8 protein-coding genes and 1 tRNA gene are annotated in these 16152 nt (G+C 63.5%); 5 read left to right on the forward strand and 4 right to left on the reverse strand.

The window, feature by feature from the left end; all coding sequences use genetic code 11:
* Positions 1–30: 30 nt before the first annotated feature.
* On the reverse strand, positions 31–438 hold the full coding sequence (locus tag HUK73_RS00185) for a MerR family DNA-binding transcriptional regulator (protein WP_176590096.1): 408 nt from the start codon (positions 436–438) through the stop codon (positions 31–33).
* 95 nt (positions 439–533) lie between these two features.
* On the opposite strand from HUK73_RS00185, the gene HUK73_RS00190 reads away from it, so the two are divergent.
* The 5 genes from HUK73_RS00190 to HUK73_RS00210 all read left to right on the forward strand — a co-directional run bounded on the left by HUK73_RS00190 (position 534) and on the right by HUK73_RS00210 (position 6727).
* A complete protein-coding gene (locus tag HUK73_RS00190; RefSeq protein ID WP_176590097.1) occupies positions 534–941 on the forward strand; it encodes a DUF2946 family protein in 408 nt (135 codons plus the stop codon).
* A gap of 42 nt (positions 942–983) precedes the next feature.
* Complete coding sequence (locus HUK73_RS00195) at positions 984–3008, forward strand: TonB-dependent receptor (protein WP_176590098.1); 2025 nt, start codon at positions 984–986, stop codon at positions 3006–3008.
* Between the two features lie 2 nt (positions 3009–3010).
* Entirely contained in the window at positions 3011–4267 is a 1257-nt protein-coding gene (locus tag HUK73_RS00200) for a PepSY domain-containing protein (RefSeq protein WP_176590099.1), read from the forward strand.
* A 42-nt stretch (positions 4268–4309) separates the two neighbouring features.
* Entirely contained in the window at positions 4310–5932 is a 1623-nt protein-coding gene (locus tag HUK73_RS00205) for an NAD(P)/FAD-dependent oxidoreductase (RefSeq protein ID WP_176590100.1), read from the forward strand.
* Between the two features lie 288 nt (positions 5933–6220).
* The gene (locus tag HUK73_RS00210; RefSeq protein WP_176590101.1) at positions 6221–6727 is read left to right on the forward strand and encodes an energy transducer TonB; all 507 of its coding nucleotides are present in this window, start codon (positions 6221–6223) and stop codon (positions 6725–6727) included.
* Between the two features lie 290 nt (positions 6728–7017).
* Here the strand turns inward: HUK73_RS00210 and HUK73_RS00215 are convergent.
* The 3 genes from HUK73_RS00215 to rpoB all read right to left on the reverse strand — a co-directional run bounded on the left by HUK73_RS00215 (position 7018) and on the right by rpoB (position 15828).
* A tRNA-Gln gene (locus HUK73_RS00215) sits at positions 7018–7091 on the reverse strand.
* 237 nt (positions 7092–7328) lie between these two features.
* Positions 7329–11585, reverse strand: coding sequence for a DNA-directed RNA polymerase subunit beta' (rpoC, locus tag HUK73_RS00220; protein WP_176590102.1), 4257 nt, complete (start codon positions 11583–11585; stop codon positions 7329–7331).
* Positions 11586–11664: 79 nt separating this feature from the next.
* Positions 11665–15828 carry a DNA-directed RNA polymerase subunit beta gene (rpoB, locus tag HUK73_RS00225; protein ID WP_176590103.1) on the reverse strand — a complete coding sequence of 1388 codons (4164 nt, stop codon included), beginning with the start codon at positions 15826–15828 and terminating at the stop codon, positions 11665–11667.
* Positions 15829–16152: the final 324 nt, after the last annotated feature.

Consider the following 16152-nt stretch of genomic DNA (forward strand, 5'->3'; position numbering starts at 1 on the left):
CTCCGGGGGGATTATGTTCTGCGGGGGGAATTATTTGTCGAGCACGGACACGAACTGCGCCAGTTCGGCGATGGCGGCGTCGATATCGTCCTTCTGGCGGGTCAGAAGGTCGATGCGTGCCCGGCATTTTTCGACGGTGACGCGGCGCTGTTCCTCATGCCCTTCATCGGCATCGTAGAGGTCGATCATCTCGCGAATGTCGGACAGGCTGAAGCCGACCCGCTTGCCGCGCAATATCCAGGCGAGGCGGGCGCGGTCGCGGCGGGAATAGATGCGGGCCAGACCCTGCCGTTCCGGCGCGATCAACCCCTCATCCTCGTAAAAGCGCAGGGCGCGGGCGGTGACGCCGAACTCTTCGGACAGGTCGGTGATGGTATAGGTCTGCCGGTCGCGATGATCGGGCAGTTCGATACCGGCGATGCTGGTGCGTTGGTCCATGACGGGTGGTGTAGCGATGCTTTACGTTTACGTCAAGGTTAGTATGTCCCTTTGTCCTAGTGACAGGGCAGCTTGTCGCCGCTAGGGCTTGGGGCATGATGGGGGCAGTCAGACAGTCGGAGAGCGCGAAGGGCCTGTTGGCCGCGCTGGCTCTGCTTGTGCTGGCGATTCAGCTTGTCGCACCTTCCGGCTTCATGCCGGTGCGTACCGATCGGGGCGTCGTGGTGACGCTTTGCACGGGGCAGGGCGCGGTCAATGTTGTGGTCGATCGTGGGCAGGCGCCCGGCAAGCACCACCGCTCCGATGACAGCGCGCCGGGGCAGCAGCATTGCCCCTTTGCCGCGTCGGTGCAACCGCTGGTGCCGCCGCTGGCATTGGCTGACCTGCCGCTACCGGCGTGGCAGCTTGGCTTCGGCCCGATTGCCTTTGCCCTCAAGACCGGGTGGATCGCCCGGTTGGCCGCGCCGCCGCCGCCTTCTTCTGGACCGCCCGCCACCTTCTGAAATTCACCGTTTTTCGTGCTTTTTCAGTAAGGTATTTGTTTCATGTCCGTCCTTTCCGTTTCACGCGGCGTTTCGCTGTGTGCGCTGGCCTGCTCGCTCTCTATCCCCGCTCTGGCTGATGAGGGGGGCGATCAGAGCCGAATCATCGTCACCGCCAGTCCCGTTGTCGAGGCGGCGGCGGCGAAAGTCGTCCGCGCGCCCGGCGGCGTCGATGTCGTGCCGGCCGAGGATTTCGAAGACAGGCTGGCTGTGTCGCTGCGCGATGCGCTGAGCTTTTCGCCCGGCGTCTATACCCAACCGCGCTTCGGGCAGGAGGTGCGGATTTCCATCCGGGGATCGGGTCTGTCGCGCGGCTATCATATGCGCGGGCTGACGCTGTTGCAGGATGGCATTCCGATCAACATGGCCGATGACAACGGCGATTTTCAGGAACTGGACCCGCAGGTCTTCCAGCATCTGGAGGTTTATCGCGGCGGCAATGCGCTGCGGCTGGGCGGGTCGACGCTCGGCGGAGCGATCAATGCGGTGACGCCGACTGGACGGACCGCGCCGGGGGTGGAAATGCGGGTCGATGGCGGATCTTTCGACACGCTGCGGGCCAAGGCGGCCTATGGTTATGCGGATGAACATGGCGATGCCTGGGCCGCGATCACCGCGGACCGCTCCGACGGGGACCGCGACCATGGGCGGCGTAGGGCGCTGCGTTTCAACGGCAATGTCGGCCTGAAACTGAGCGACCGGGTGGAGACGCGCTTCTACGCCAGCGCGGAGACGATCCGGCAGAAACTGTCGGGCGCACTCAATGAGGACGATGCGCTCAACCATCCGGCCAAGGGCAATTTCGCCGGCGATCAGGCGCGCAATATCGATTCGATCCGCTTGCAGAACCGGACCACGGTGGCACTGGACGGCGGGGAACTGGCCTTTGGCGTCTATTATAATGCCAAGGCGCTGAACCATCCCATCTATCAGGTTGTCGACCAGAAATCGGAAGATCGCGGGGTCTTCGCCAGCCTTGATCTGGCCGGGAATTGGGCCGGTATGCCGGTCGAATTGACGCTGGGTACGCAGGCGCGTTTCGGCAAGGGCGATTTCCGCCAGTTCGTCAATGTGAACGGCAAGGCAGGGGCGCCGACCTCCTACCAGAAGGCGCGGGCGCAGACGATCAACAGCTATGGCGAGGCGCGGATCGCGCCGGTTGCGGGGCTGTGGCTGATCGCGGGCGGCATCTACACTCATGGCGAGCGGCGGCTGGACAACCGCTTCGCTCCGGCGCGGAGCGGGGATGTGTCGTTCGATGCCTTCGCACCGAAATTCGGGCTGCTGTTCGAGCCAGCGAAGTCGGTGCAATTCTATGCGAACTATAGCCGGTCGGTGGAATTGCCGGGCTTTATCGAGCTGGGGCAGACCCAGTTCGACAGCCTGGCCGTCGGCTTTGTGCCTCTCAAGCCGCAAAAGGCGTGGACAGCGGAGATCGGCACGCGTGGCACGCTGGGCATCGCGCATTGGGATGTCAGCATCTATCGTGCCGATCTTCGCGGCGAGATGCTGCAATATGGCGCGGGTAACAGTGCTATTCCCGCAGCCACCTTCAATGCGGACCGCACGCGGCATCAGGGGGTGGAAGCGGGGCTGGACCTGACTTTGACCCCATGGGCGGCGCTGCGGCAGGTCTATCAATATAGCGACTTCCGTTTCCGCAACGATGCGCAGTTCGGGAACAACCGCCTGCCGGTGGTGCCACGCCATTTCTATCGGGCGGAGCTGAAGCTGGGGACAGAGAAGCTCAGTATCTCGCCCGCCATCGAATGGCTGCCGCAGGGGGCATGGGTCGATTATGCCAACAGCAAGCGGGTGGGCGATTATGCGACGCTGAACCTCGGCGCGCAGGCGGAAGTGAAATCGGGGATCACGCTGTTCGTTGATGCCCGCAACCTGACCGGCAAGCGGGCGATCGGCGACATCAGCGCGGTCGTGGATTATTCGAAGCTGACGCCCGCGTCGCAGGCGATCTTCTATCCCATAGAGCGCCGCGCCGTTTACGGCGGCGTCAGGGCGCGGTTCTGACCATGGAAAACGGCGCTTTCTATCGGGCGATGTGGCGCTGGCATTTCTATGCGGGGCTGATCGTCCTGCCGGTGCTGGCGCTGATGGCGGTGACGGGCGCGCTCTATCTCTACAAGCCGGAGATTGAGCGTGCGGTCTATCATGACCGGATTGTGCTGGGGACGAGCGGAAAGGCGCTGCCGCCTTCCCGGCTGGTCGCGGCGGTGGAGAAGGAGAGCGGCGGGACCGTGAGCCAGCTCCAGCGCCCGGCCAGCACCGACGAAAGCTGGCGGCTGACGGTCGGGCGGACGACATGGTTCGTCGATCCGCATGACGGGCGCATATTGGGCAGCATGGCCAATGGCGGCGTCATGAAGACCGTCAAGGACCTGCACAGCCTGATCCTGACCGGCCCCGTCGGCAACCGGCTGGTCGAGGTGGTGGCGGGCTGGGCGATCCTGCTGTGCGTGACGGGCCTTTATCTGCGCTGGCCGCGCCGGGGGAACCGGGCGCTGGCGCTGCGCGGGCGGCCCGGAGGGCGACTCTTCTGGCGCGATCTGCATGGCACGGTCGGCTTTCTGGCGGCGGGGGTGATCCTGTTTCTGGCCGTCACGGGCATGCCTTGGACGGAGGTGTGGGGCGGCGGGTTGCGCGCGGTGATCGCGGCGAAGGATATGGGGCGGCCGAAAATGGGGGCGATTCCCTGGAGCGCGCCGGTGAAGGAAACGCTGCCCTGGACATTGCGCGAGAGTGGCGCGGTGTCGGGCGGCGCGGGTGGCGTGGATGTCGATGCGGTGGCGCGGATCGCGGCGCAGCGCGGGCTGACGGGCGGCTATATGATCAGCTTCCCGGCGTCCGCAGGAGCGCCCTGGCTGCTGTCCACGCTGGTGGTGAAGGCGGAGGATGCCCGCGCTCTTACCATCGACGCCGGGTCCGGCGCGGTCGAGCAGGATATCGACTGGCGCATATTCGGTGCGGGCGCCAAGGCGGTCGAATGGGGCGTCGCCACCCATCAGGGGCAGGAATATGGCGAACCGAACCGGCTGTTGATGCTGGCAGGATGCTTTTGTCTGCTGTTGCTGTGCGTGACGGCGCCGGTTTTGTGGTGGAAGCGGCGGCCGGAAGGCCGATTGGCCGAACCGCCTGCTGCTACCCCGGCGGCCCGGCGTAATGTGGCCGCATTGATGCTGCTGCTGGGGCTGGTCTTCCCGCTCACCGGCCTCAGCATGATGGCGGCGCTGCTGGGCGAATGGGGGATGGTCCGCCTGCGGAAGGCGTGACGGGGCTGGAGCCGACTCGGCTTTAGGTCTAGGGGCAGGCGGATGTTGCGCCTTTCCGGATTGAAACTGCCCCTCGACCACCCCGCCGAGGCGATGCCCGTCGCCATTTGCGAGCGCCTTGGCCTCGCGCCGCAGGAGCTGCTCAGCCATGTCGTGGTACGTCGCGGCAATGATGCGCGGCGCAAGAATGCGATCCAGCTCGTCTATACCGTCGATGTCGAGGTGACGGACGAAGCCGGGGTGCTGGAGCGGTTCGCGAAGGACCATGATGTCCGGCCGCGCCCGGATACCGACTATAAATTCGTGGCAAGAGCGCCTGCGGGCTGGTCAGGCAAGCGACCCGTCGTCATCGGGGCAGGGCCATGCGGGCTGTTCGCGGGGTTGATCCTCGCGCAAATGGGGTTCCGTCCGATCATCCTCGACCGGGGCAAGGTGGTGCGGGAACGAACCAAGGATACCTGGGGCCTGTGGCGCCGCGCCGAACTCAATCCCGACAGCAATGTGCAGTTCGGGGAGGGCGGGGCGGGCACCTTCTCCGACGGCAAGCTTTATTGCCGGGTGAAGGACCCGCGTTTTCTGGGCCGCAAGGTGCTGGAGGAATTTGTCGCGGCGGGCGCGCCCGACGACATATTGACCGAGGCGCATCCGCATATCGGCACGTTCCGCCTCGTTTCGATGGTGGAATCGATGCGCCGCCAGATCGAGGCGCTGGGCGGCGAATATCGCTGGCAGCATCGCGTCGATGAACTGGAACTGGAGCGGCAGGGCGACGGCACGCGGCGGCTGCGCGGCCTGCATCTGGCGGACGGTAGCTTCATCGAGGCGGATCATGTCGTCCTGGCGGTGGGCCACAGCGCCCGCCCGACCTTTGAGATGCTCCACGCGAAGGGCGTGCATATCGGGGCGAAGCCCTTTTCCATCGGCGTGCGGATCGAACATCCGCAAAGCTGGATCGACCGGGCGCGCTACGGCAATTGCGCGGGGCATCCGCTGCTGGGCGCGGCGGCCTACAGCCTCGCCCATCATTGCGGCAACGGTCGCACGGTCTACAGCTTCTGCATGTGTCCGGGCGGGCGGGTCGTGGCGGCGACTTCCGAAGAGGGGCGCGTCGTCACCAATGGCATGAGCCAATATTCGCGGGCCGAATTCAACGCCAATTCGGGCCTTGTCGTCGGTATCGACCCGGAGCGCGACTATCCGGGTGGGCCGCTGGCGGGGATCGAATTGCAGCGCCATTGGGAGTCCATGGCCTTTGTCGCGGGCGGGGAATCCTATCATGCGCCGGGCCAGACAGTGGGGGATTTCCTCGCCGGGCGGCCTTCGACCGAATTGGGTCAGGTCATTCCGTCCTACAAGCCGGGGGTCGCCATGACCGACCTGTCACGCTGCCTCCCCGACTTTGTGCTGGAGGCGTTTCGCGAGGCGATCCCGGTTTTCGGGCGGCAGATCGCCAATTACGACCACCCCGATGCGGTAATGACGGGGGTGGAAACGCGCACCTCTTCCCCCATCCGCATCACACGCGGCAAGGATTATCAGAGCCTCAATGTCGCGGGCCTGTATCCGGCGGGCGAGGGGGCGGGCTATGCGGGGGGAATCCTCTCCGCCGCGATCGACGGCATCAAGGTGGCCGAAGCGGTGGGCCTTGGCATCATGGCAGGCTGACGGGCGGGAAATCGAGTCGCCCTGACGGCCATATTTGCGTCGATCCGGTAAAATCGATCCAGAAAAACGGCTTGCCCGCCGCTATTCCGATAGGGTCGGAAGAGAGCGATGGAATGCGGAGATGAACGGCCTTTTGAAATTATCGATATGCTGATGAGATCATTGGCCTATATTCATTACTCAATAAAGCGTCTTTGTAATATATAGCTTCGCGCCGCTTTTCGACCGGCCAGATGCCGCCGCAGCCGCACATCAATGAATACCCAGAACCATGCAGAGGAGGCCTCCATGCAAGCCAAGCCCTTGATCGTGGCGCTTTGCTCATCCCTGCTGTTTTCAACAGGGGTCAGTGCCAGACAAACGGGGGACCAGTTGACTGTGGTCGCGTCACCCGAACAGGAAGTCACTTACAAGAAATGGTCGAACCGGACCGAGACCCGGTTGACCAGCAGCATCCGCCGGGCGGCCAATTCCGACCCGGATCGCAGTGCCATCGGCTATAGCCGGGTCCTGTTCCGGCTGGATGGTGCGGGGCGGCCACAGGCCATCGCCCTTGCCCAGCCCTCTACATCGCGCTCCATCGACCGGATATCGGTGAAGGCGGTCAGGACCATGGGCAGGCTGACCCCGCTGCCGCAGGGGATCGCCAATGATTCCAAGTTCGAGGCCTGGATCGTCGTCGCCAACGATGCCTGGCAGAGGGACGATATGATGAACCAGCTGCGTGCGGATCATCATGCGCGGGTCCTGGCGCAGGCGACTGGGGAGCAGCCAGTCCTGATCGCGGCGCGCTGAACGCTGCCTCCCTCCCCCCTTGGGGGCGTTTCGCGTCGCGGAGTCTGGAAGGACGATCGATGAGCGGTGGATTGCGTCCATCCGCCCTTGCGTCCTTCCAGCTTCCGCGCGACGACAGGATCGCCTGATCGCGGCCTGTCTGAGCGGCTCCGGCATGTGCCGGGGCCGTCTCTTTTGCCATCCATGGGCCATGGAGTTCCTGGAACATGGCGGGAATTGCACGCAATTACAGGCAATCAGAGCGGTGCGTTGCCCGATCTGCTGCATGACTGATTTTCTTTGGAAAAGTCTGGATGCCCGACAAGGATTCGAACCTTGATTGACGGAGTCAGAGTCCGCTCTCTTACCATTAGAGGATCGGGCATCAGTGGCAGGCCAATGGCTCACCGGAGACGCGCAAATAGGCGGGGATTCGGGATTGGTCAAGAGACTTTGCGACAGGCTTTTGGCACAATTTCCCGGTCGCCGGTGCGTCGTCCAAAAAGAAAGCCCGCCGGAACAAGCTGTCGCTTCCGGCGGGCTCTTCACATGACCCCCATGGGCCATGAAGGTTGGGAACCGCTCCCCTAGATAGGAAGCGGTATCCCCTTTTTCAAAGCGCTTATTCCATGTCCTCGGTGGTGAAATCCTCACCCTGGACGGTGCCCAGCGGATCGTCGCCAATGGCGGCTTCCGGACCCTGGCGCAGTTCGGCGGCATGCTCCTGCGCGGCCGTCTTGGGTGCGATCAGGTCGACCTGGCTGGAGGCGCGCAGCGCGGCCCGCATCGCCGCGTCACGCGACGAGGCGGCAACGCGCATGCGGTTCATGCCCGCGCCGGTGCCCGCCGGGATGAGGCGGCCGACGATGACGTTTTCCTTCAGGCCCACCAGCGTGTCCTTCTTGCCCTGGACCGCCGCTTCCGTGAGGACGCGGGTGGTTTCCTGGAAGGACGCCGCCGAGATGAACGAACGCGTCTGGAGCGAGGCCTTGGTGATGCCGAGCAGCACCGGCTTGCCCGCAGCAGGCGCGAAGCCCGGCTGGAGCTTGGCGTTGATCTCGTCCATTTCCTCGCGGTCGACCTGCTCGCCCACCAGCAGCGTGGTGTCGCCGGACTCGATGATCTCGACCTTTTGCAGCATCTGACGAACGATCGTCTCGATGTGCTTGTCGTTGATCTTCACGCCCTGCAAGCGATAGACTTCCTGGATTTCCGCGACCAGATATTCGGCCAGCGGCTCGATGCCGAGCACTTCCAGAATGTCATGCGGGTCGGGCGAACCACCGATCAGGTTGTCGCCGCGCTTCACATAGTCGCCTTCCTGAACGTCGATCACCTTGCTCTTGGGGATCAGATATTCGACCGGCTCGCCGCCATCCTCGGGATTGATGGCGATCTTGCGCTTCGCCTTATAATCCTTGAGGAACTGGACGCGGCCCGACACCTTGGCAATGATCGCATTGTCCTTGGGCTTGCGGGCTTCGAACAGTTCGGCGACGCGCGGCAGACCGCCGGTGATGTCACGGGTCTTGGCCGCTTCACGGCTGACACGCGCCAGCACGTCACCGGCCTGCACCTGCGCACCATCATCGACCGACAGGGTAGCCCCCACCGCCAGCATATAGCGTGCGGCTTCGCCCGAATTGTCGTCGAGCAGGGTGAGGCGCGGACGGAGATCCTCCTTGGTGCGGGCGGCACCACGATGTTCGATCACCACGCGCTGCGCGATGCCGGTGGCTTCGTCGGTCTGTTCGGTCAGCGTCTTGTTGTCGATCAGGTCGACATATTTCACGATACCCGGCTTTTCCGTGATCACCGGCATGGTGAACGGGTCCCACTCAGCGAAGCGGTCGCCCTTCTTCACGGCATCGCCATCCGCGAACAGGATGGTGGCGCCGTAAGGCAGGCGGTGCGTCTCGCGCTCACGGCCTTCGCTGTCGATGATCGCGATCTCGCCGTTGCGGGCGAGCGACAGGCGACGACCATTCTTGTCGGTGATGGTCGGCATGTCGCGCAGTTCGATCGTGCCGTCCGCCATCGATTCCAGGTTCGACGTTTCGTTGAAGTTCGCCGCGCCGCCGATGTGGAAGGTCCGCATGGTCAGCTGCGTGCCCGGTTCGCCGATGGACTGCGCCGCGATGACGCCGACCGCTTCACCGATATTGACCGGCGTACCACGGGCGAGGTCACGGCCGTAGCACTTGCCGCACACGCCCATCCGGCTTTCGCAGATCAGCGGGCTGCGGATCTTCACGGCCTGCGTGCCGATGGCTTCGATCTGGGCGATCATCGCTTCGTCCAGCAGGGTGCCGATCGGGATGACGATGCTGCCATCCTTGCTGTCGACGATGTCCTGCGCCGTGGTGCGGCCCAGGATGCGCTCGCCGAGCGAGGCGATGACCGAACCACCCTGAACGATGGCCTTCATCTCCAGCGCCTTTTCGGTGCCGCAATCTTCCTCGACGATGGTGCAGTCCTGCGACACGTCGACCAGACGGCGGGTCAGATAACCCGAGTTCGCCGTCTTGAGCGCGGTGTCGGCCAGACCCTTACGGGCGCCGTGGGTCGAGTTGAAATATTCAAGGACGGTCAGGCCTTCCTTGAAGTTCGAGATGATCGGCGTTTCGATGATCTCGCCGCTCGGCTTGGCCATCAGGCCGCGCATCCCGGCGAGCTGCTTCATCTGGGCCTGCGAACCACGGGCACCGGAGTGCGCCATCATGTAGATCGAGTTGATCTGCTTCTGGCGGCCGGTTTCCGGATCGACCGGCATGGCCTTGATCTCGTCCATCATGGCGTTCGCGACCTGATCGCCGCAACGCGACCAGGCGTCGATGACCTTGTTGTACTTTTCCTGCTGGGTGATCAGACCGTCCTGATACTGCTGCTCATAGTCAGCCACCAGCGCCTTGGTTTCGTCGACCATCGCGGTCTTCGAATCCGGGATCACCATGTCGTCCTTGCCGAAGCTGATGCCGGCCTGGAACGCGTGGCGGAAGCCCAGCGCCATGATGGCGTCAGCGAACAGCACCGTGTCCTTCTGGCCGGTGTGACGATAGACCTGATCGATGACGTCCCCGATTTCCTTCTTGGTGAGAAGGCGGTTGACGACATCGAAGGGTACCTTGTGGCTCTTGGGCAGGCATTCGCCCAAAAGCATGCGGCCCGGCGTGGTCTCGAAGCGCTTCATATACTGCTGACCGTTTTCGTCGGTCTGCGGCACGCGGCTGATGATCTTCGAGTGCAGGGTGACGGCCTTGGCATAGAGGGCCTGATGGACCTCCTGCATGTCGGCCAGCAGCATGCCTTCGCCCGGCTCGCCCTGCCGTTCCATGGACAGGTAATAGATACCCAATACCATGTCCTGCGAGGGGACGATGATCGGCTTGCCGTTCGCGGGCGAGAGGATGTTGTTGGTCGACATCATCAGCACGCGCGCTTCCAGCTGGGCTTCCAGCGAGAGCGGCACGTGGACGGCCATCTGGTCACCGTCGAAGTCGGCGTTGAAGGCCGAGCAGACGAGCGGGTGAAGCTGGATCGCCTTGCCTTCGATCAGCACGGGTTCGAACGCCTGAATGCCGAGGCGGTGGAGCGTCGGCGCGCGGTTCAGCATGACCGGATGCTCGCGGATCACCTCGTCGAGGATGTCCCAGACTTCCTTGCGCTCCTTCTCGACCCACTTCTTGGCCTGCTTCAGGGTCATGGACAGACCCTTGGCGTCGAGGCGGGCGTAGATGAACGGCTTGAACAGTTCGAGCGCCATCTTCTTGGGCAGGCCGCACTGGTGCAGCTTGAGTTCCGGGCCGGTCACGATGACCGAACGGCCCGAATAGTCGACGCGCTTGCCGAGCAGGTTCTGACGGAAGCGGCCCTGCTTGCCCTTGAGCATGTCGGACAGCGACTTGAGCGGACGCTTGTTGGCGCCGGTGATGACGCGGCCGCGGCGGCCGTTGTCGAACAGGGCGTCGACGGCTTCCTGCAACATGCGCTTTTCGTTGCGGACGATGATGTCCGGCGCGCGCAGTTCCATCAGCCGCTTCAGGCGGTTGTTACGGTTGATGACGCGACGATAGAGGTCGTTCAGGTCCGAGGTCGCGAAACGGCCGCCGTCCAGCGGAACCAGCGGGCGCAGTTCCGGCGGAATCACAGGAACCACGTCGAGGATCATCCATTCGGGGCGGTTGCCCGATTCCAGGAAGCTCTCGACGACCTTGAGCCGCTTGATGATCTTCTTGGGCTTCAGTTCCGACTTGGTGACGGCCAGCTCGTCCAGCAGCGCCTGCTTCTCGCCCTCAAGGTCGAGGTCCATCAGCATCTGCTTGACGGCTTCGGCGCCGATGCCGGCCGAGAAGGCGTCCTCGCCATATTCGTCCTGCGCGTCGAGCAGCTCGTCTTCGTTGAGGAGCTGATACTTCTCCAGCGGGGTCAGGCCCGGCTCGGTGACGATGTAGGACTCGAAATAGAGGACGCGCTCAAGCTGCTTGAGCTGCATGTCGAGCAGCAGGCCGATGCGCGAAGGCAGCGACTTCAGGAACCAGATGTGCGCGACCGGCGCGGCCAGTTCGATATGGCCCATCCGCTCGCGGCGGACCTTCGATACCGTGACTTCGACACCGCATTTTTCGCAGACGATGCCCTTATACTTCATGCGCTTATACTTGCCGCACAGGCACTCATAGTCCTTGATCGGACCGAAGATGCGGGCGCAGAACAGACCGTCACGCTCGGGCTTGAACGTGCGGTAGTTAATGGTTTCCGGCTTTTTGATCTCGCCGAAGGACCACGACCGGATGCGCTCGGGCGAGGCAAGGCCGATCTGGATCTGGTCGAAGGTTTCCGGCTTCTGGATCGGATTGGCGAAATTGGTCAGTTCGTTCATATCTCAAGTCCCTCTAGAGGGTGTATTTTCTGGGGCGAAGGAAGGGGAGGGGCGCCGCTGTGAGCAGCGCCCGGCAACCTTATTCCGCCGCCTGCGCGAAGCCGTCGTCGTCCTCGACCTCGTCCATCGCGGCGAGTTCGACATTGAGGCCCAGCGAGCGCATTTCCTTGACCAGCACGTTGAAGCTTTCGGGGATGCCGGCCTCGAACGTGTCGTCGCCCTTGACGATCGCTTCGTAGACCTTGGTACGGCCGACCACGTCGTCCGACTTCACCGTCAGCATTTCCTGCAGCGTGTAGGCGGCGCCGTAAGCCTGAAGCGCCCACACCTCCATTTCACCGAAGCGCTGGCCACCGAACTGCGCCTTACCGCCCAGCGGCTGCTGGGTGACGAGCGAGTAGGGGCCGATGGAGCGTGCGTGGATCTTGTCGTCGACCAAGTGGTGCAGCTTCAGCATGTAGATGATGCCGACAGTCACCTTGCGGTCGAAACGGTCGCCGGTGCGGCCATCGTACAGGTCCGACTGACCCGACGAATGCAGACCCGCCAACTCCAGCATCGCCGACACGTCGGCTTCGCGGGCGCCGTCGAACACCGGGGTCGCCATCGGCACGCCGCGCTGGAGATGCTCGGCAAGATCGACGATCTGCTCGGCCGTGCGGCCTTCGATCTGGTCGGCATATTGCGGGCCATAGGTTTCGAGCAGACGGGCCTTGACCGCATCCGGCATCTCGCCAGCCGGCGCGTTCGGATTGGCTTCGCGCCAGTCCTCCAGCGCATGCTTGAGCTGCTGGCCAAGGCCACGGGCGGCCCAGCCGAGGTGCGTTTCGAAGATCTGCCCGACGTTCATGCGCGATGGCACGCCCAACGGGTTCAGCACGATGTCGACATGGGTGCCGTCTTCGAGGAACGGCATGTCCTCGATCGGCAGGATGCGCGAGATGACACCCTTGTTCCCGTGACGGCCGGCCATCTTGTCGCCCGGCTGCAGCTTGCGCTTCACCGCGACGAAGACCTTGACCATCTTGAGTACGCCCGGGGGCAACTCGTCGCCGCGCTGCAGCTTGTCGACGCGGTCCTCGAATTTCTCGACGATCAGCTTCACCGCTTCGTCATACTGCGCCTTGACGGCTTCGATACCGGCCTGACGGGTGTCGTCCGCGACGGCGAACTTCCACCATTCATGACGCTCGACTTCGGCCAGCAGGGCCTCGTCGATCTCGACGCCCTTCTTGACGCCCTTGGGAGCCGCAGCCGCCGTCTGGCCGAGCAGCATTTCCTGCAAGCGGTTGAAGGTCGCGCGGTTGAGGATGGCGCGTTCGTCCTCGCGGTCCTTGGCGAGACGGTCGATTTCCTCCCGCTCGATCGCCATGGCGCGCTCGTCCTTGTCGATGCCGTGGCGGTTGAAGACGCGCACTTCCACGACGGTCCCGGCAACGCCCGGCGGCAAACGCAGCGAGGTGTCGCGCACGTCGCTCGCCTTTTCACCGAAGATCGCGCGGAGCAGCTTTTCTTCCGGGGTCATCGGCGATTCACCCTTGGGGGTGATCTTGCCGACCAGGATATCGCCCGGCTCCACTTCGGCGCCGATATAGACGATGCCCGCCTCGTCGAGGTTGCGCAGCGCCTCCTCACCGACGTTCGGGATGTCGCGGGTGATGTCTTCCGGCCCCAGCTTGGTGTCGCGGGCCATGACCTCGAACTCCTCGATATGGATCGAGGTGAAGACGTCATCCTTCACGATCCGCTCGGAGATCAGGATGGAGTCTTCGTAGTTGTAGCCATTCCAGGGCATGAACGCGACCAGCGTGTTGCGGCCCAGCGCCAGCTCGCCAAACTCGGTCGACGGGCCGTCGGCGATGACGTCGCCGGCTTCGATCAGGTCGCCCACCTTCACCAGCGGACGCTGGTTGATGCAGGTGTCCTGGTTCGAACGCTGGAACTTCTGCAGCGTGTAGATGTCGACGCCCGACTGGCCGGGTTCGATATCGCCGGTGGCGCGGATCACGATACGGGTCGCGTCGACCTGATCGATGATGCCCGCACGACGCGCCGCGATGGCAGCACCGGAGTCACGCGCCACGGTGCCTTCCATGCCGGTGCCGACGAACGGCGCCTCGGCACGGACCAGCGGCACCGCCTGACGCTGCATGTTCGATCCCATGAGCGCGCGGTTGGCGTCGTCATTTTCCAGGAACGGGATGAGCGAGGCCGCAACCGACACCAGCTGCTTGGGGCTGACGTCCATCAGGGTGATGTGGTCCTTGGGCGCCATCAGGAATTCGCCCGCTTCACGCGCCGAGATCAGGTCTTCGGCCAGCGAGCCCTCATCGGTCACTTCGGCGTTGGCCTGCGCGATGGTGTGCTTGGCTTCTTCCATCGCCGACAGATAGACGACTTCGTTCGTCACCTTGCCGTCGATCACCTTGCGGTAGGGCGTCTCGATGAAGCCATATTTGTTCACGCGGCTGAAGGTCGCGAGGCTGTTGATCAGACCGATGTTCGGGCCTTCCGGCGTTTCGATCGGGCAGATACGGCCATAATGGGTCGGGTGAACGTCGCGGACTTCGAAGCCTGCGCGCTCACGGGTCAGACCGCCCGGCCCAAGGGCCGAGACGCGGCGCTTGTGGGTGACTTCCGACAGCGGGTTGGTCTGGTCCATGAACTGCGAGAGCTGCGAGGAGCCGAAGAACTCGCGAACGGCGGCCACGGCGGGCTTGGCGTTGATGAGGTCGTTCGGCATCACCGTCGACACGTCGACGCTCGACATGCGTTCCTTGACGGCGCGCTCCATGCGGAGAAGGCCGACGCGATACTGGTTCTCCAGCAGTTCGCCCACCGAGCGGACGCGGCGGTTGCCGAGATTGTCGATATCGTCAATCTCGCCCTTGCCGTCCTTCAGGTTCACCAGTTCCTTGACCACGGCAAGGATGTCCTCGACGCGCAGGGTGGTGACGGTGTCCTCGGCATCAAGGTCGAGGCGCATGTTGAGCTTCACGCGGCCCACGGCCGAGAGGTCATAGCGCTCCGGATCGAAGAAGAGGCCAGCGAACAGCGCTTCGGCGGTTTCCTTCGTCGGCGGTTCGCCGGGGCGCATCACGCGGTAGATGTCGGCCAGCGCCTGATCGCGTTCCTCGGCCTTGTCGGCCTTCAGCGTGTTGCGGATCCACGGACCGGTGGTGACATGGTCGATGTCGAGCAGCTCAAGGCGGTCGATGCCCGCCTTGTCCAGCTTTTCAAGGTTCTCGGGGCTGACTTCGTCACCGGCCTCGATGTAGATTTCGCCCGTGCTCTCGTTGATCAAGTCATAGGCGCTGTAGCGACCATAGACTTCCTCGGTCGGGATCAGCAGCGTTTCGAGCCCGTCCTTCTCCGCCTTGTTGGCGGCGCGGGGCGAAATCTTGTGACCGGCGGCGAAGACGACTTCGCCCGACTTGGCGTCGACAATGTCGAAGGCCGGCTTCTGGCCGCGCCAGGCTTCGGCGGTGAAGGGAATCTGCCAGCCGCCTTCGCCGCGAACGAAGGTGACCTTGTTGTAGAAATAGCCGAGCATGTCCTCGGGCGTCAGACCCAGCGCATAGAGCAGCGCCGTGACCGGCAGCTTGCGCTTGCGGTCGATACGGACGTTGACGATGTCCTTGGCGTCGAATTCGAAGTCCAGCCACGAACCGCGATAGGGGATGACGCGGGCGGCGAAGAGATATTTGCCCGACGAGTGCGTCTTGCCACGGTCATGGTCGAACAGGACGCCCGGCGAACGGTGCATCTGCGACACGATGACGCGTTCGGTGCCGTTGACGATGAAGGTGCCGTTCTGCGTCATGAGCGGCATGTCGCCCATGTACACGTCCTGCTCCTTGATATCGAGCACGGAGCGGGTTTCGGTGTCCTGATCGACCTCGAACACGATCAGGCGCAGCGTGACGCGCATCGGCGCTGCATAGGTGATGCCGCGCTGACGGCATTCCTCGACGTCGTACTTGGGGTCTTCCAGCTCGTAATGGACGAAGTCCATCTCGGCGGTGCCGGCGAAGTCGCGGATCGGGAAGACCGAACGCAGGGTCTTTTCCAGGCCCGACACATAGCCGATCTTCGGATCGGAACGCAGGAACTGCTCATAGCTCTCCCGCTGGACCTCGATCAGGTTCGGCATCTGCACCACTTCGTGGATGTCGCCGAATACCTTCCTTATGCGCTTCTTCGCGCCGGTATTGCTGATCGGGGGGAGAGCTTTGGTCGCCATTGCGTATCCTGCCTGTAGTTCGTCGAATTTTTTCGCATCGCAGCGAAAATTCAGCCTTTGCATGATCGCTTCCGGGGTGATTCGCCCCTTGGCTGCCACGCAAAAAAGTGCGGGCCGGGACTGTCCGATCCGCACTGTCAGCGTTTGTAACCCGCCGTTTTCGCCCCATTCCGCCGGTTTCGAGCGCTAAACGAAACCGATCCCCGAGCGATCCGGGGGACGGCCCCTGCCTCACCCGAAGGCGATGCGTGGACCGGATTTGAATGACCCATATAGGACCGTCGCCAGTGTTTGTGAAGGGGGCAGGGGGCCTGATCCACTTTG

This window comes from Sphingobium sp. EM0848, assembly GCF_013375555.1.
GTDB lineage: Bacteria > Pseudomonadota > Alphaproteobacteria > Sphingomonadales > Sphingomonadaceae > Sphingobium.